This is a genomic window from Exiguobacterium sp. R-39, assembly GCF_049942815.1.
GTDB lineage: Bacteria > Bacillota > Bacilli > Exiguobacteriales > Exiguobacteriaceae > Exiguobacterium_A.
In genome coordinates this window covers 2352086-2369126 of record NZ_CP187965.1, presented here as the reverse complement: position 1 = coordinate 2369126, position 17041 = coordinate 2352086, and the positions used below count along the sequence as shown (strand labels likewise).

Sequence of the window (17041 nt, the reverse complement as noted above, 5' to 3'; positions counted from 1 at the left end):
ACTGATTAGAAAACTTGTTCGACTTCAACGACGCCGGCTACTTCTTCAAGCAGGGCACGTTCGATACCAGCCTTCAGTGTGATTGTTGAACTTGGGCAGCTGCCGCAAGCACCCATCAAACGGAGTTTGACGATACCATCTTCTACATCTACGAGTTCAACGTCTCCTCCGTCACGAAGAAGGAACGGACGCAATTTTTCGAGTACTTCGTTTACTTGATCAAACATTTCCATGCGTAAACACATCCTTTCTTATAGAATCATTGTAACAGGGTTGAAAAATGTTCTCAATCTGGAAAACTTGTATACTGAAAAAGAAGTGTAGAAAGAAAAGGGGGATATGGGATGGAAATCAAGGTATACGGGGCTGCGAAGACTTGTCCGAGCTGTGTCGGAGCACCGAGTTCCGAAGAGACGTACAGCTGGCTGCAAGCCGTTCTCGGACGAAAATACGGGACGACATTAACATTTGAATACGTCGATTTTGAAGATGAACCGTTTGAAGATGAGTGGGTGACAGCCTTAAAGGACGATGTCTATTTTTATCCGCTCGTCCTGCTCGATGGTGAAATGGTTGATGAAGGATACGTTCAACTGAAGAAAATCACCCAAGCGATTGATCAAAGAATCGAAAAAACGGCGCCGAAATGACCGGCGCCGTTTTTCTTATTTAATCTTTTTGTGTTTCCAAAGGACACCGGACTTCAGAAGACGCGGAACTTTTCCTGTCAAGGCTTGTTTCCCCATGACGATTCCGAAACCATCTGATTTTCCGAGTGACCCGAGCATCCCACGTAACTTGATCTCCGGCAGTTTCGGTAACTTCTTTCCAGCCCATTTCGCCTGCAGGACATCGACGACTTGATCGGCTTGATGTTCGGCGAGCTGACCGCTTGGTGCGTACGGCAGGCTGGCGCAATCCCCGATGACAAACACATTTTCATGTTCCGGCACATGGTGGTGTTCCGTCAGCTTGATCCGTCCGCCGCTGTCGGCTTCAAAACCGAGATCACGGACGACTTTGACCGGTTGTGTCCCGGCCGTCCAAATCGTCAAATTCGATGGATAGGCATCATCACCGTTTTGAACATCATCTGCCGTGACGAATGTGACGTTGGAGTTATTGATGACCTCGACATCATGCTCCTCGAACCACTCCTGGACGTAGGTCGAGACCTTATCCGAAAGGAACGACAAGACAGACGGTCCGCGGTCAAATAAGCGGATTTTTAAATCTTTCCGGCTTTCGTGCAGTTCACTGGCAAGTTCGACTCCGGATAGACCGGCTCCGACGATTGAGACAACCGCACCGGGAGAAAGTCCGCAAATCGCTTGTTGTGTTTTGCGCGACTCTTCAAGTGTCTGGATGCTGTACGTAAACTCTTGTGCGCCCGGTATGTTATGGTATTTATCTTCACACCCTAACGCGATGACTAAATCATCATAAAAAAGTTCCGTACCGTCTTGCAGATGGACGGAGTTCGTCTCGGGTGAAATCTTGATGACATGTCCATACTTATATGAGAGATGTTCTCCTTCCGGAAACGCAATCCGGACATCCCGGTCCGATAATGTTCCGGCAGCAAGTGCATAGTATTCTGTTTTTAACGCGTGATATGGTAAACGATCGACGAGCGTCACAGCCACGTCCTCATCCTTGAATCGTTCACAGATCCGCATACCGCCATATCCGCCACCTAAAACAACTAGTTGCTTCATAACTTAAAATCCCCCTTAGTTCCCCTAAATCAGTCTGACCTTGTATAATACGACATGAGGAAAGATAATTCCTGCCTGAAGGAGGAAAAAAAGTGAATCCGATTATTGAATTTTGTATCAGTAACTTAGCGACAGGGACCCAGGTCGTCATGCAACAACTCGAACGGGACCCGAATGTCGATGTTGTCGAATATGGTTGTCTTGGTTATTGCGGCATCTGCTCCCTCGATCATTTCTGTCTGGTTGACGGGGAAACCGTTGTCGGCGAGACGCCGGAAGAACTGCTTGAAAAGATTTATCAGAAAATCGAAGAGAATGAACTTTAAAAAAATCCCCGTGTCTCAGATGAGACCGGGGATTCGTGTCTGTCAGCGGGCGCAGCTTCGGACTTAGACAGTTTGTTGACGGCGCGTCATCCATGGCTTCAGTTTCAGGAACAGCGGAATGAAGAGTGCTGAGATGAACATCGCCTTGATGATGTTAAACGGCAGAATACCAGCCGTGATCGTCGTCCACTTGACGGCAGGGTCAAGCATGTAGTCCATACCGAAGAACCAAGCGTACGCTGGAAGAATCAAGATATAGTTGAGGATTGCAAGACCGAGTGCCATCGTGATTGTACCAGCGACAAGACCGGTTGCAAGACCTTTTGTAGATTTCTTTTTATGGTAGAACCAACTGACCGGAAGAATGAAAGCAACGCCAGCTGCGAAGTTGGCAAGTTCACCGACCGGAACACCACTTCCGCGGAAGATGTAGTACAGGACGTTTTTGAGTGCTTCGACGATGACGCCGGCTACCGGTGAGAACATGATGGCAGCAATCAAAGCAGGAACGTCACTGAAGTCGATCTTCAAGTAGTTCGGTAAAAAAGGAAGCGGGAAATTCAGTAGCATAAGAACAAACGAAATTGAACCTAACATGGATAATGTGACCATTTTTTGTGTGCGTTTCATACGAGTATAATCTCCTTTTGCTCGTTCCTCTCGATGAAGTATTGGCATGTCTGCGTCCAAAATAAACCCCCATCGAAGTGTTCGATAGGGGAGAAGTCCGCAGTAAACTAAGCCTGACCGATTTTTGCAAAAACCGGTTCAAGAAAGAAACATGCCGCCATCTTCTCCCATCCAGACTATACTGTCGGCTCCTGAGTCACACAGAATCAGCAAATAGCGCCCTATTCGCTCGCGGGCTTCAGACGAATCGCCTGTTTACCGCCGGTCGGGAATTTCACCCTGCCCTGAAGATGGAACGATTTAATTTTTTTTGATACAACTCCTTTATACAACGAATTCAAGATTGTTTCAAGCAACTAGGTTTCGATTCCCCTTAAAATTGCGTATACTAATAAAAAAGGGAAGGTGATGACATGATTCATTTAACAGAAGCGGCCGCACTCCAAGTCAAAGAGATGATGTTGCAGGCGCCGGACGATGAACAAAATCTGCGCATGCTCGTTCAAGGTGGCGGATGCAGTGGTCTCTCCTACGGCATGGGCTTTGACAGTGAAAAAGAAACGGACTTAACTTTTGAGCAACACGGGGTTAAAGTCATCGTTGATCAAAAAGATTATCCGGTCGTCAAGGGACTGGAAGTAGACTATAAACAATCGATGCTCGGCGGCGGATTCACGATTACGAATCCGAATGCGATCGCGACATGCGGTTGCGGGACGTCGTTCCGGACGGCTACAAATGCCGGGACACCCGGTGGTTGCTAATCAAAAAACTTTTATCGCAGACGATGCCGTCTGCGTTTTTTTTGTTTTCAGCGCAAAGCGACAGGACTTTTTAAGGCACGTGGAGAAGAATTAACAAGAACGTTAGCACGCTATGACGAGGGAGGACTATCGATGCGAAAGGTACTGATTTTCGGTGGAACACGCTACTTTGGTCGACGGTTGGCATTACGGCTCGCGGAATCGGGGGATGATGTGACGATTGTCACGCGTGGGGAACATACGCCGCCTGTCGCGAAGGGCTTGACATTTTTTAAAGGGGACCGGACATCAAGCAGTACAATGAAGGATCTTGGAAGTCAAAACTGGGATATCATCTATGACAATATCTGCTTTAATCCGTATCAGGCGAAGCTTGCTGTTGATGCATTCGAGGGGAAAGTCGGTCGTTACATTCTGACGTCGACGATGTCGGTCTATGAGCAGGGCGGGACAAATGTTTCCGAACGGTCCTATAATCCGTTTCCCGGGAAATACGACCTCGAAAAAGAACATGATTACGGCGAAGGAAAGCGTCAGGCGGAAAGTTATTTCTTCCAACGGGCGACTTTCCCCGTCATTGCCGTCCGTTTCCCGGTTGTCCTCGGACCGGATGATTACACGGAACGGCTGGTCTTTCATGTCAAACGCGCTTTGGCCGATCAGCCGATCGTTGCTGAAAACTTGTATGCGAAGGTGGGGTACATCTCAAGTTATGAAGCTGCAGCCTTCCTTGAATGGTGCGGCCGTTCGACAATGACCGGACCGATAAATGCCGCGAGTGACGGCGTGTTGTCGATTCAAGATTTGATGGATAAAATTGATCACGTGGCAGGAACGACATCGCGTTTTGAGACGGCAGGCGAAGAGCCGTCACCGCTTGCACCGGCACATGATTTCTATATGGATACGACAGCAGCCAAGCAGGCCGGTTATATCTTCCAACATGTCGACGACTGGCTCGATCGACTGATTGAAGAGGAGGTCCGTAACCACAAATGATTACGTTGATCAAACCAACGATACGCTTAGAACCGGAGTACCTCGAGTATTTGTTAGAATGGCAAGAATCCGGTGAATCCATCGTTCCGAGCGTCGTCAGTAAAACCTTCTTACCATTGGAAATTTTTTTAGAAGAACAGGAACAGGAGGAACGGATCGCGCCCGCTAATTGGGTGACCCATTCGACGTATTGGTTATATGACGGGGGAACGATCGTCGGGGCAGTAAATTTCCGACATGATTTAAACGATCAATTGCAACAAGTCGGCGGTCATATCGGATACGGGATTCGACCGAGTGAGCGGAACAAGGGATACGCGACAGAAGGATTACGCCAAGCACTGGGCGTGGCAAAGGAGCGGGGACTTAGCTCGGTCTTGATCACCTGCAGTTCAGAGAATGCCGCATCCGGCCGTGTAATCCTGGCAAACGGCGGTCAAGAGATTGAATCCTTTATCAAAGAAGACGGGACAACGGTCCGGCGTTTCGTCATTCCGTTATGAAATCAGGACCTGTGACGATCCGGCGTGCCGTTATGGAAGATGCTGGCGCGATTGCGCGGATTCAGATTAAATCTTGGCAGGAAACGTACCGGAAAATCATTCCGGATGCGTATTTTGATCAATTGTCACAGGAGAAGCGGGAACCGGGTTGGCGGAAAAGCCTTGCCGAAGGTCCGGTTTTCGTCGCGCTTGATCAGACAAACGAAATCGTCGGTTTTGCGAACGGTGGACCAAACAGGGAAAATGATGCGACGGAAGGAGAACTGTACGCGCTCTATCTTTTGAAAAGCCATCAGGGGCAAGGAACCGGTAAACGGTTGTTTGATCACGTGTTGGAAGATCTCGGACGGAAAGGCTTCCCGTCCTGTATTGTAAGTGTGCTGGCAGATAACCCGTCCCGTCACTTTTACGAACGTTTCGGCGGACGACTCGTTTCCGAACAATCAATCGCGCGGGGCGGGAAACAACTGGTCGAGTATACGTATCGGATTCTATTTGAATCATCATCCGACAGTTGAGTCAAAAAAAACAGCGTCCCTTCGATCCTGAAATCGAGGTGGCGCTGTTGTTGGTTATACCTTAATGATTTTTAACTTTTTCAAACAGACTTGTCGAGTGCTGCGGATGACGTGCCGATGGATCGACAAGCAACTTCGCTTGGTTGACGGCAATCGGCGCTTCACCGAAACCGGTCGCGATCAATTTGACACGACCGTCATAGGTCGCGATATCGCCGCAGGCGAAAACACCGGGAATCGCTGTTTCCATCTTCGAGTTGACACGGATCGAGTTCCGTTCGAATTCGACTTCCCACTCCTTGAGCGGACCGAGTGATGAGACGAAACCGAAGTTGCAGACGACATCATCGGCACCGACGACGATGACTTCATCCGTCTCGGCGTGTTTGAATGTCAACGTTTCGATGCTGTCTTCACCGGTAACCGATTCGAGTGTATACGGTGTCATGACATTGACGGACGAGTTATGCAACAATTCGACCGTATGTTCATGGGCACGGAACTTATCACGTCGGTGGACGAGGGTAACTGATTTTGCAATCGGCTCAAGCATCAGTGACCAGTCGACGGCAGAATCGCCGCCGCCGAGCAAGACGACTTGACGGTCCTTAAAGCGGTCCATCTCGTTGACGAAATAGTGTAAGTTGCTTTCTTCGAACCGTTCGGCATCGGCGACACCGAGCGGGCGGGCAGCAAACGAACCGTTTCCGGCTGTCAGAATGACGGTTCTCGTATAGTGTTCACCTTTGTTCGTGACGAGACGGATCAGTCCGTCATCAAGTCGTTCATAAGCAAGGACGGTTTCGCCGAGAACGTAAGTCGGATCGAATTCATTTGCTTGTTCAAGCAGGCGGTCGACTAAGTCCTGAGCTTTGACTTTCGGGAAGCCGGCAATATCGTATATATATTTTTCAGGATAGAGCGTCGCAAGTTGTCCGCCGAGTTGCGGCAGACTTTCGATGACTTTCGTCTTCATTTGACGCATGCCTGAGTAAAACGCGGTGAACAGTCCGACCGGACCGCCGCCGATAATCGTTACATCATATGGTTGGTGCATCTGAGTCCCTCCTAAAGTTGGATACCTCTATTATATAGGAAGAGGGGTTCCATGTTGCAAGTACGGGACATCTCACATTTTTTTGGGTTTGCATAATTTCCCTTTGCAATCTATGATAGAAAATGGTTCAATAAACGTATAGACGTGTGAACATTATTTGAACAAAGTTTTTGAGCATTTATCTGCAATTGAATGTGAAGAAAATCACAACAAAACTATTATGCGTAAGGGGTATTAGAACATGAACACACCAAATATTGTTATTCTCGGAGCCGGCTACGGTGGATTGATCACAGCAGTCAACCTTCAGAAAAAACTTGGCGTCGACCAAGCGAACATTACATTAATCAACAAACACGATTATCATTACCAAACAACGTGGTTACACGAACCAGCAGCAGGTACGATGTCTGCTGAACAAGCACGTATCTATATCAATGATGTCATCAATCCTTCACGCGTTAAGCTTGTTAAAGGAATCGTCGAAAAAGTCGATACAGCAAACAATACAGTGAAGCTTGTGGATGGCGGGACAGTCCCTTACGATTATGTCGTCGTGGCACTCGGTGGAGTTCCTGAAACATTCGGCATCAAAGGGTTGAAAGAGAATGCTCTAACAATCAGTTCATTGAACAGTGTCCGGAAAATCAAAGAACACATCGACTACTCATTCGCAGAGTACAAAACGACGGGTTCAACAAACCGTTCACTCTTGACGATCGTCGTCGGTGGTGCCGGGTTTACAGGAATCGAGTTCATGGGTGAGCTCGTCAACCGGATCCCTGAACTGTGCAAACAGTATGACATCCCACGCGAACTTGTTCGTGTCGTCAATATCGAAGCGGCTCCAACAGTCCTTCCTGGATTTGATGCCGATCTCGTTAACTACGCACACAAATGGCTTGAGCGCCAAGGCATCGAGTTTAAACTCGGTAACGGCATCAAGGAATGTGGACCGGGTAGCGTGACATTCGGACCACTTCAAGGTGATACGACAGAAACAATCGAAGCGAACACAATCATCTGGACAGGTGGCGTCAGCGGAAACCCTGTTGTTGCAGCATCTGGTTTCGAAGCGATGCGTAACCGTGTAGTCGTTGCAGAAGATCTCCGTGTTCCTGGACATGAAAATGTCTTCATGATTGGTGACTGTTCAGCTGTTATGGATCCGGCTTCAAACCGTCCGTACCCGCCGACAGCACAAATCGCGACACAACAGGCACACAAAGTGGCTGAAAACATTGCAGCACTCATCGGTGGACGTCAAACATCGACATTCACATATGAAAACAAAGGAACTGTCGCTTCACTTGGTCATAAAGATGGAATCGGAATGGTCTTCGGTAAGAAGATTTACGGCCGTAATGCATCATTCATGAAAAAAGTCATCGACAACAAACATTTCCTTGAGCTTAAAAAGATTGGTCTTGCCATCAAAAAAGGTAAATTCTAAGTTCACGTTTTAGGCAAATGTACACTCGTGCATTTGTCTTTTTTGTCGGTTATACTAAAAGAGATTTAAAGGGGGAACATTATGCATATCATTCAAGCCGTGATCGGGAGCGTTCTTTATCTCGTCATGTTCTTTAGTATCGGTTTTATCTTAAACATGTTATTACGCAGTACGTGGATCATGCTTGTCCTGTATCCGATCATCATCATCATGATGATTGATAACCAGTCGACACTGGATTATTTCACGAGTGCGCGTGAAGCGATTCCGAAACTCGGGGAACGTATCATGGGTCTGCAGACGGCAGACATCACGATGTTCGTAGCCGGTCTTGCCGGAATCATCATCGCCGGGATGTCGATTCGCTTCCTGCGTAAGAGCGGTTACCAAATGTTTTAAAGTCTACTTGAGTGAGTAGGCTTTTTTAGTATGTGAAAACACGTTATAATGAAAACAGTGTCTTTTAAAAAATGTGTAAGAGCAGATAGGGTTGAGAGCGAATGGATAAACAAATGTACCACGTTATCAAAGTCTTGAATAATAATGTCGTCATTTGTTCGACTGGTGCCAACCAGGAAGTCATTATCCTCGCAAAAGGGATTGGCTTCGGTGGGAAGCCAGGCGATCAACTAACGGATCTTGATAAATTAGAAAAAGTGTATACGTTAAAGGATAAAGACGAACAGGCGCAGTACAAAGCACTTGTCGGACATTTGGATGAAAACTTCATCGCCTTGATGAATGAAATCGTTTCAATGATTGAAACGCGATTCGGAAAACGGGTGGATGAACATATTCACATTGGTTTGACGGATCACTTGACGTTTACATTCAAGCGACTTGAACAAGGGATGGAAGTGACGAATCCGTTTCTTGCTGAAACCGAAGCCTTGTATCCGGAAGAGTATGCTTTAGCTGAAGAAATCGTTGAATTCATCAGCGCCGAGATGAATTTTTATTTACCGCCGGCTGAAACCGGATTTATTGCCCTTCATATTCATTCGGCGACGAACTTCAAAGATGTACTCGAAGTCAACCGGCACCATCAATTGGTTGGATTAATTGCGAGTCATATCGAACAACGGTTACAGATTAAAATCGACCGGAAATCACTGGATTACAAGCGTTTAATCCGGCACTTACGATCGGCGATTGAAAGGGTTTCCAATGGGGAGTACCTAGAGGCGCCAGAAAAAGTAGAAAAGCTATTGCGCGAAGAATATCCGCTGTGCTATGATACTGCTTGGGAGCTGATGTCCATCATGGAACGTCAGTTGAAGAAAGCGGTACCGCGCGGCGAAGCGACGTATCTTACGATGCATCTGCAACGCTTAGTGCAGTACGATTTAGGTAAATGACCGCACGGACTACGTGTTACTGATACGATCAGGCATGAGTGGGATGTCGGGCAAGATGATTTATTTCCGTTTCTATTTTTACGGGATAAGTGTATTTTGTCTACAATCCGCTTGTGCCTGATTTTTTTCTGTAAAAATCGGTCAGATGTCTGACTTTTTTCGACCTGTCATTGGTATTATTCCTTATTCTTAGCTCGTACATCAAAAGGAGGAAACACACATGTTCAAACAGATTTTTGCTGTTCTTCAACGTGTCGGTAAAGCGTTGATGCTTCCTGTTGCGATTTTGCCTGCTGCCGGGATCTTACTTGGATTCGGTAACGCGATGCAAAATCCGAACTTGACGTCAAAACTCGAGTTCTTAAAAAATGATGCAATCATCAAGGTTGCAAAATTGATGGAAGCAGCCGGGGATATCATCTTCGGTAACTTAGCACTCTTATTCGCGGTCGGTGTCGCGATCGGATTAGCAGGAGACGGCGCTGCCGGACTTGCTGCCATCGTCGGATTCCTGATCATGAACAAAACAATGAGCGTTTGGCTCGGCGTTACACCAGAAATGGTTGCTAACGGACAAGGATACGCAAACGTACTCGGTATCCCGACACTTCAAACAGGTGTTTTCGGTGGTATCATCATCGGTTTAATCGCAGCCTGGGCATACGGGAAGTATCATAATCTCGAATTGCCGCAATTCCTCGGATTCTTCGCAGGAAAACGTTTTGTTCCAATCGTTACAGCAGTTGTTTCATTATTTGCAGGTCTTGTACTTGTTTTCGTTTGGCCGTTCGCTCAAGACGGGTTGAACACATTCTCCCACTTCATGATGGAGAAAAACCCAACACTTGCAGCATTCGTCTTTGGTCTCATTGAACGTTCATTGATTCCATTTGGTCTTCACCACATCTTCTACGCACCATTCTGGTTCGAGTTCGGTTCATACACGAACAAAGCCGGTACAGTTGTTCACGGTGACCAAGCAATCTTCTTCGCTCAGTTAAAAGATAACGTTGCCTTGACAGCTGGTACATTCATGACTGGTAAATTCCCGTTCATGATGTTCGGTCTTCCGGCAGCAGCACTTGCTATGTACCATGAAGCACGCCCAGAGCGTCGCGCAATCGTTGGTGGTCTTCTTGGATCAGCAGCACTTACAGCATTCTTGACAGGTATCACAGAGCCAATCGAATTCGCATTCTTATTCGTTGCTCCAATCTTGTTCGCAGTTCACGCAGTCTTCGCAGGTCTTTCGTTCATGACAATGCAACTCTTGAACGTTAAAATCGGTATGACATTCTCAGGTGGATTGATTGACTTCCTTCTCTTCGGTGTCCTTCCAGGACGCACGCAGTGGTGGCTCGTCATCGTCGTCGGTCTTGTTCTTGCAGTTGTTTACTACGTCGGATTCCGTTTCGCAATCCGCAAGTTCAACTTGAAAACACCGGGTCGTGAAGACGAAGTTCAAGAGACATCAATGGCACAAGGTTCTGAACTCGCAGCAGGTATTCTTGATGCACTTGGTTCTGAATCAAACATTAAACACCTGGACGCATGTATCACACGTCTTCGTGTTGAAGTCCTTGATAAATCAAAAGTTGACAAAAATGAATTGAAAAAATTAGGTGCTGCAGGAGTTCTTGAAGTTGGTAACAACGTTCAAGCGATCTACGGACCGAAATCAGATAACATTAAATCTGAAATTCAAGCTGTCATCGCATCACGTAAACAAGAAAAATCAGTCTAATGAGTAAAAGAGCTTTCCCAATTTGGGAAGGCTCTTTTTTTGTGGAAAGAAACATGAAGGAAATAGTTTTGTGGAAGAAACATTAAGGGTATGAAGTAAGTAGTTTGGTCAAAAAAAGGAGGGAAATCACTGATGTGGAAAAACGTGTTCGGTGTATTGCAACGGATCGGTAAAGCGCTGATGTTACCGGTCGCAATCCTACCGGCAGCGGGGCTGCTCCTGGCGTTTGGTACGGCGTTTCAAAACCCGAACCTGACGCAGTATCTTCCGTTTCTCGAAAATGATGCACTAGTGGTCATTTGGCGGGTCATGCAAGATGCAGGGGACATCATCTTTGCCAATTTAGGATTACTGTTTGCCGTCGGGGTTGCGATTGGCCTTGCGAATGGTGAAGGGGTCGCCGGGTTAGCTGCGATTGTCGGATTTTTGATCATGAACAAAGTTATCAGCTCATTTTTACAGATTACACCTGAAAAGATTACAGAAGCACAAAAGTCGAGTGATTTATCGTATGCCACCGTGTTAGGGATACCGACCCTGCAAATGGGGGTATTCGGAGGGATCATCGCCGGATTGATTGCGGCGTACAGCTATAATAAATTCTTTAAGATTAAACTTCCGGATTTCCTTGGATTCTTTGCCGGTAAACGATTTGTACCAATTGCTACAGCGCTATTCAGTTTAGTCGCTGGTTTTGCACTGTCTTATATTTGGCCACCAATCGGGACAGGAATCAACACGTTCTCGAAAACCATCATCGAATCAAACGAAACGTTATCTGCCTTCATTTTTGGATTAGTCGAACGTTCCCTCATTCCGTTTGGTCTCCACCATATTTGGTATTCAAGTTTCTGGTTCCAGTTCGGTGAATACACCGATAAAGCCGGTAATCTCGTCAACGGGGATCAGCGGATCTTCTTCGCCCAGTTAAAAGATGGTGTTCCATTTACAGCCGGAACGTATATGACGGGAAAATATCCGTTCATGATGTTTGGACTTCCTGCTGCCTGTCTTGCGATGTATCATACGGTTGCGAAAGATCGCCGAAAAGCAGTTGAAGGGTTATATTTCTCGGCTGCCCTGACTTCTTTCCTGACAGGGATCACTGAACCTGTTGAGTTTTCGTTCGTATTCGTTGCACCGTTATTGTTTGCAGTCCATGCTTTGTTTGCCGGATTGTCGTTCATGATCATGGACATCTTAAACGTCAAGATCGGGATGACCTTCTCCGGAGGATTGATTGACTATACGTTGTTCGGTATTTTACCAAACCGGACTTCCTGGTGGCTCGTCATTCCGGTAGGTCTCGTCTTCGCGGTCATTTATTACTTTGGTTTCCGTTTCGTCATCAAGAAATTTGATTTGAAGATTCCTGGACGCGAAGCGATTCAGGAAGGTGCAGCAACAGCCGGTGCGACAGCCGGTGAATTGCCGTATGAAATTCTCCAAGCGTTTGGTGGACCCGCGAATATCAAACACTTGGACGCTTGTATCACACGACTCCGGATTACCGTCAATGATAAATCAGGGGTCAACAAAGAGCGCTTGAAACAACTCGGTGCTGCCGGTGTCCTCGAAGTAGGGGATAACGTCCAGGCAATCTTTGGTCCGAAGTCGGATGGCATCAAGACCGAAATGGCAGAAATTATGAACGACCCGAACTATCAACCGCCGGCTAAGCCGGAAGCTGATCCGATTCCACAAGTGCCAACAGGAGCGGAAGCGCGGACGGATGACCGCTCTGACTTAGCCGGTAAAGATGGAGCCTATGTACCGGTTGAAGGATATGTTTCGCCACTGAGCGGTGTGATTCGTTCACTTGATGACGTACCGGATCAGGTTTTCTCTGGACGGATGATGGGTGACGGTTATGCGATTGAGCCGACAGAAGGATATGTCGTTTCTCCTGTATCCGGTGAAATCACGACGTTCTTCCCGACGAAACACGCGATTGGCATCCTTGCTGATAATGGAGACGAAATTTTAATTCATATCGGAATCGATACCGTCTCGCTTGAAGGAAAAGGATTCGAAGCACTCGCCAAAGCCGGCGATCGGGTCGAACCGGGATCACCATTATTAAATGTTGATCTAGAACAAATCCGGCCACTTGTTCCATCGTTACTCACGCCAATCATCGTCACGAACAGCGGCGACCGGAAAGTCTCGGTCGATGTTGGAAAAACAGTCGAAGCCGGTGAAAAGATTTCGTATGACATTAAATAATGAGCGGTACGATGAACACGATTCCGTTTTTGGAATCGTGTTTTTTTATATGCAGCGAACATTTAACAGTGAGATTTTGCACATACGATGATACAATGAATAAGCTATTATGAAGATTAGCTATTTTTTTGAAAAGAAAGAGGTGAGTCGATGGCTACGACTTCGACAAAAACACGCTATGTCGTGTTAGGGTTATTGATCGGGATTTTGGTAGCGGCAATGGATAATACCATCGTTGCAACAGCAATGCCGACAATCGTCAGTGAATTAAACGGCTTTGATCAATATGCATGGGTCACATCGGCCTACATGATTGCGACTGTGGCCGGGATGCCAATTTTTGGTAAATTGAGTGACATGTATGGTCGGAAACGATTCTTCTTATTTGGAATGTTACTGTTTATCGCAGGAAGTATTCTTTGCGGAATGGCCGACTCGATCGTGGAACTATCCGTATATCGTGCCGTTCAAGGTCTTGGCGGCGGTGCTTTAATGCCAATCGCCTTTACGATTATTTTTGATATTTTTCCACCGGAAAAACGGGGGAAAGTCAGCGGATTGTTTGGGGCCGTCTTCGGAATTTCAAGTATCTTTGGTCCGTTGCTTGGTGCCGTCTTAACGGATGCCATCAATTGGCGCTGGGTCTTCTATATCAATATTCCATTAGGGATTTTGGCGTTAACACTCGTTTCACTGTTTTACAAGGAGTCACCGGTTCACCGGACACAAAAAATCGATTATGCCGGAGCGGTGACGTTGGTTGCCGGACTTGTCCTATTCCTGCTGGCACTTGAAATGGGCGGAAAAGATTATGCGTGGAACTCACCGCAAATCCTCGGTTTGTTTGGAGCAGCACTTGTTGCCTTCATCGTCTTTGGCTTCATCGAACGCCGGGCAGCTGATCCGGTCATCACGTTCAGCTTATTTAGACGGCAATTGTTTGCGGCGACACAAGGCGTAGCCTTCTTCTATGGCTTTGTCTTTATCTCCGCCAGTGTCTTTATTCCGATTTTTGTCCAAGGTGTGTTTGGTGGTAGCGCGACCAATTCGGGTCTGATCTTGATGCCGATGTTGATTGCATCCGTCGTTTCGGCCCAACTCGGTGGACGTCTACCGAATAAATACGGATTCCGGAATGTCATGCTCGTTTCAGCTGTTTTCTTCTTATTAGGCGTTTATCTCTTGAGTACGATGTCGCTTGAAACATCAAGAACAGCCATCACGATCTATATGATCATTTTAGGGTTTGGTGTCGGATTCAGTTTCTCGTTACTCAACCTGGCGAGTATCAACGGAATTGAGATGCAACGGCGCGGTGCTGCCACATCGATGGGATCGACGTTCCGGACCATCGGAATGACGCTCGGGGTAACAGTTCTTGGTATTGTCCAGTCGCGAACATTCTCATCGACGATCAGTGAACAGTTGCCAAATGGCAATGCACCGGATGGCGGACAATTCCCGACGGCTTCGGCCCTTGCGAAGATGCCGCCGGAAGTAGCGAATGCCATCAAGTCATCACTTGCCGAATCGATTTCATCCGTCTACCTGTGGGCTTTGATTCCAGCAGTACTCGGTGTTATCTTTGTGTTCCTGATGGGGAATGAACGTCCGACGTTAAAAGAAGGACAAGGCGAACGACCAAAAGCAAAACAAGCATAATGTGTAGTTAAAGCGATTTAGATAAACATTAACAGACGAGAGGAAAGTGGATGTCAAAATCCGCTTTCCTTTTTTGTTGTTCGAAATCATTCAATGCACGAGACTCCTGCAGGAAAAAGCGCAAGTGCAAACTGCGCTGTCAGAGACAAACAAGACCCGCTTTTCTGCCCACACGGGGCAGGAAAACTGGCTTGTGTCTCGTCTGAGAAAAGCGAGTACAAAGAGGAATGATTTCGACGTAGGATAATCCGATTTCCCGCATAAAGTAAAGGAAAAGGGGATACTTTGTTAACGAGACAAAAAAACACGCCCCGAGACGGGACGTGTCTGAAAAACCTTATTTTTTGATATCGAATGTTGTGCTGAGGAAGTTAACGACATCTTCCGCTGTATCCATATCGAGTACTTGTTCAACGACTGCTTCACATTCTGCTTTGTTCAAGCGCGTCATTAAGCTGCGTGCACGAAGGACGGAAGAAGCTGACATTGAGAATTCGTCGAGTCCGAGTCCGAGAAGGATTGGAAGCGCGAGTTCTTCTCCAGCCATCTCACCACACATGCCGACCCATTTGCCTGCTTTGTGTGCTTCTGTGATGACGTTGTTTAAGAGGTTCAAGATGGCCGGGTTGAACGGTTGGTAGAGATATGAAACTTTCTCATTCATCCGGTCAGCTGCCATCGTGTATTGAATCAAGTCGTTTGTTCCGACTGAGAAGAAGTCGACTTCTTTCGCGAATTGTTTCGCCATGACAGCTGTTGATGGAATCTCGACCATCATACCAACTTCGATGTCTTCAGAAACCGTCACGCCTTCTGCTTGAAGGTTTGCTTTTTCTTCCAAGAGAAGCGCTTTTGCTGCACGGAATTCTTCGAGTGTCGCGATCATCGGGAACATGACAGCAAGTTTTCCGTACGCGCTTGCCCGGAGAAGGGCACGGAGCTGTGTCCGGAAGAGATCTGTTTGGTCCAGGCAAAGACGGATTGCACGGTAGCCGAGGAACGGGTTCATCTCATGCGGGAGATCGAGGTAAGACAACTCTTTGTCGCCGCCGATATCGAGTGTCCGGATGACAACTTTTTTATCGCCCATCGATTCGAGAACCGTTTTGTAAGCCGTGAATTGCTCGTCTTCCGTCGGGAACGTTTCAGCGTCCATGTAAAGGAACTCTGTCCGGTATAATCCGACTGCTTCCGCACCATTCTCGAGAACGCCTTTTACATCGTTTGGTGTTCCGATGTTCGCTGCGAGCTCGACGTGATGACCGTCTGCTGTAACTGTTTTTTCGTTTTTTAGTTTTTTCCACTCTTCTTTTTGAGCGATATACGCTGAACGTTTTTCTTCATACTCTGCGATTTGTTCGCTTGAAGGGTTGACGATGACGTCACCCTCTGTACCGTCAAGAATCAAGAAATCACCGTGTTTGACTTCCGTCAAGACGACTTTTGTTCCGACGACAGCCGGAATTTCAAGAGAACGGGACATGATCGCCGAGTGCGAAGTCCGTCCACCGATGTTCGTAGCAAATCCTTTTGCATACTTCCGGTTGAGTTGTGCTGTATCTGAAGGTGTTAAATCTTCTGCAATGATGATGACTTCTTCATTGATTTGAGCCGGTGTAACGAATGTGATACCGAGCAAGTGGGCCATCGTCCGTTTTGTAACGTCACGGACATCGGCTGCACGCTCACGCATGTATTCGTTATCCATGGATTCAAAAATCATGACCATCATCTGTGACACTTCATCGAGTGCTTGGGCTGCATTGGTCTTCTCATCGTCAATTTTTGCGTTGACTTGGCTGACGATTTCCGGGTCTTCCAAGATCAAGAGGTGAGCTGAGAAGATTTCCGCTTTGTCTGCACCGAGTTCTTTTAATGTGTTTTCACGGATGATTTCAAGTTCACCCTTCGACTTAACGATGGCGGCTTGGAAACGTTCCTTTTCTGCTGCCGAGTCCTCGATTTTATTCGTTGGAATGTCAAAGACAGGTGTTTCCATTACGAATGCCTTTGCAATCGCAATCCCTGCAGAAGCGCCAATTCCTTTGATGTGCTGTGCCATGTGCATTACCCTCTTTTCAGT

Annotated in this window: 16 protein-coding genes, 1 pseudogene and 1 riboswitch; of the genes and pseudogenes, 12 read left to right on the top strand and 5 right to left on the bottom strand. The window is 47.0% G+C overall.

What is annotated here, in order from left to right:
* Nucleotides 1-5 precede the first annotated feature (5 nt).
* Nucleotides 6-233, bottom strand: coding sequence for a NifU family protein (locus ACP26N_RS12440; RefSeq protein ID WP_012371190.1), 228 nt, complete (start codon nucleotides 231-233; stop codon nucleotides 6-8).
* Between the two features lie 111 nt (nucleotides 234-344).
* Here ACP26N_RS12440 and ACP26N_RS12435 point away from each other — a divergent pair, with 111 nt between their 5' ends.
* Nucleotides 345-650 (top strand): DUF1462 family protein, encoded by a 306-nt coding sequence (locus ACP26N_RS12435; RefSeq protein WP_131502145.1) that lies wholly within the window; start codon nucleotides 345-347, stop codon nucleotides 648-650.
* A 15-nt stretch (nucleotides 651-665) separates the two neighbouring features.
* On the opposite strand, the gene ACP26N_RS12430 is transcribed toward ACP26N_RS12435, so the two are convergent.
* Nucleotides 666-1718 carry an NAD(P)/FAD-dependent oxidoreductase gene (locus tag ACP26N_RS12430; RefSeq protein WP_131502144.1) on the bottom strand — a complete coding sequence of 351 codons (1053 nt, stop codon included), beginning with the start codon at nucleotides 1716-1718 and terminating at the stop codon, nucleotides 666-668.
* A gap of 92 nt (nucleotides 1719-1810) precedes the next feature.
* Between ACP26N_RS12430 and ACP26N_RS12425 the strand changes: the two genes are divergently transcribed.
* Nucleotides 1811-2044 carry a YuzB family protein gene (locus ACP26N_RS12425; RefSeq protein WP_012371187.1) on the top strand — a complete coding sequence of 78 codons (234 nt, stop codon included), beginning with the start codon at nucleotides 1811-1813 and terminating at the stop codon, nucleotides 2042-2044.
* Nucleotides 2045-2107: 63 nt separating this feature from the next.
* On the opposite strand, the gene ACP26N_RS12420 is transcribed toward ACP26N_RS12425, so the two are convergent.
* On the bottom strand, nucleotides 2108-2674 hold the full coding sequence (locus ACP26N_RS12420) for an ECF transporter S component (protein WP_131502143.1): 567 nt from the start codon (nucleotides 2672-2674) through the stop codon (nucleotides 2108-2110).
* A 155-nt stretch (nucleotides 2675-2829) separates the two neighbouring features.
* Nucleotides 2830-2970, bottom strand: a riboswitch (FMN riboswitch).
* Between the two features lie 117 nt (nucleotides 2971-3087).
* Here ACP26N_RS12420 and ACP26N_RS12415 point away from each other — a divergent pair.
* The 4 genes from ACP26N_RS12415 to ACP26N_RS12400 all read left to right on the top strand — a co-directional run bounded on the left by ACP26N_RS12415 (nucleotide 3088) and on the right by ACP26N_RS12400 (nucleotide 5458).
* Nucleotides 3088-3438 carry a HesB/IscA family protein gene (locus ACP26N_RS12415; protein ID WP_012371185.1) on the top strand — a complete coding sequence of 117 codons (351 nt, stop codon included), beginning with the start codon at nucleotides 3088-3090 and terminating at the stop codon, nucleotides 3436-3438.
* A gap of 132 nt (nucleotides 3439-3570) precedes the next feature.
* Entirely contained in the window at nucleotides 3571-4437 is an 867-nt protein-coding gene (locus ACP26N_RS12410) for an NAD-dependent epimerase/dehydratase family protein (protein WP_426353951.1), read from the top strand.
* The gene (locus ACP26N_RS12405; RefSeq protein WP_188004627.1) at nucleotides 4434-4940 is read left to right on the top strand and encodes a GNAT family N-acetyltransferase; all 507 of its coding nucleotides are present in this window, start codon (nucleotides 4434-4436) and stop codon (nucleotides 4938-4940) included. Before ACP26N_RS12410 ends, ACP26N_RS12405 begins: the two co-directional genes overlap by 4 nt.
* The gene (locus tag ACP26N_RS12400; RefSeq protein ID WP_426353949.1) at nucleotides 4937-5458 is read left to right on the top strand and encodes a GNAT family N-acetyltransferase; all 522 of its coding nucleotides are present in this window, start codon (nucleotides 4937-4939) and stop codon (nucleotides 5456-5458) included. Before ACP26N_RS12405 ends, ACP26N_RS12400 begins: the two co-directional genes overlap by 4 nt.
* Before the next feature lie 61 nt (nucleotides 5459-5519).
* Here ACP26N_RS12400 and ACP26N_RS12395 read toward each other — a convergent pair whose 3' ends face one another.
* Nucleotides 5520-6515: an NAD(P)/FAD-dependent oxidoreductase gene (locus tag ACP26N_RS12395; RefSeq protein ID WP_131972356.1), complete on the bottom strand. Its 996-nt coding sequence runs from the start codon at nucleotides 6513-6515 to the stop codon at nucleotides 5520-5522.
* A 241-nt stretch (nucleotides 6516-6756) separates the two neighbouring features.
* On the opposite strand from ACP26N_RS12395, the gene ACP26N_RS12390 reads away from it, so the two are divergent.
* From ACP26N_RS12390 to ACP26N_RS12365, 6 genes and pseudogenes are all read left to right on the top strand, one after another.
* Nucleotides 6757-7968 carry an NAD(P)/FAD-dependent oxidoreductase gene (locus tag ACP26N_RS12390; RefSeq protein ID WP_131502138.1) on the top strand — a complete coding sequence of 404 codons (1212 nt, stop codon included), beginning with the start codon at nucleotides 6757-6759 and terminating at the stop codon, nucleotides 7966-7968.
* Between the two features lie 81 nt (nucleotides 7969-8049).
* Nucleotides 8050-8367 carry a YuiB family protein gene (locus ACP26N_RS12385; protein ID WP_131502137.1) on the top strand — a complete coding sequence of 106 codons (318 nt, stop codon included), beginning with the start codon at nucleotides 8050-8052 and terminating at the stop codon, nucleotides 8365-8367.
* 101 nt (nucleotides 8368-8468) lie between these two features.
* Entirely contained in the window at nucleotides 8469-9326 is an 858-nt protein-coding gene (glcT, locus tag ACP26N_RS12380; protein ID WP_426353948.1) for a glucose PTS transporter transcription antiterminator GlcT, read from the top strand.
* A gap of 220 nt (nucleotides 9327-9546) precedes the next feature.
* Nucleotides 9547-11049: pseudogene (gene ptsG / locus ACP26N_RS12375) on the top strand (glucose-specific PTS transporter subunit IIBC); the annotation flags it as partial.
* A gap of 153 nt (nucleotides 11050-11202) precedes the next feature.
* Nucleotides 11203-13296, top strand: coding sequence for a glucose-specific PTS transporter subunit IIBC (gene ptsG, locus ACP26N_RS12370; protein WP_426353947.1), 2094 nt, complete (start codon nucleotides 11203-11205; stop codon nucleotides 13294-13296).
* Between the two features lie 150 nt (nucleotides 13297-13446).
* Nucleotides 13447-14958, top strand: a complete 1512-nt coding sequence (locus tag ACP26N_RS12365) for an MDR family MFS transporter (protein WP_188004625.1) — start codon at nucleotides 13447-13449, stop codon at nucleotides 14956-14958.
* Nucleotides 14959-15295: 337 nt separating this feature from the next.
* Here the strand turns inward: ACP26N_RS12365 and ptsP are convergent, their stop codons facing one another.
* On the bottom strand, nucleotides 15296-17020 hold the full coding sequence (ptsP, locus tag ACP26N_RS12360; protein ID WP_188004624.1) for a phosphoenolpyruvate--protein phosphotransferase: 1725 nt from the start codon (nucleotides 17018-17020) through the stop codon (nucleotides 15296-15298).
* Nucleotides 17021-17041: the final 21 nt, after the last annotated feature.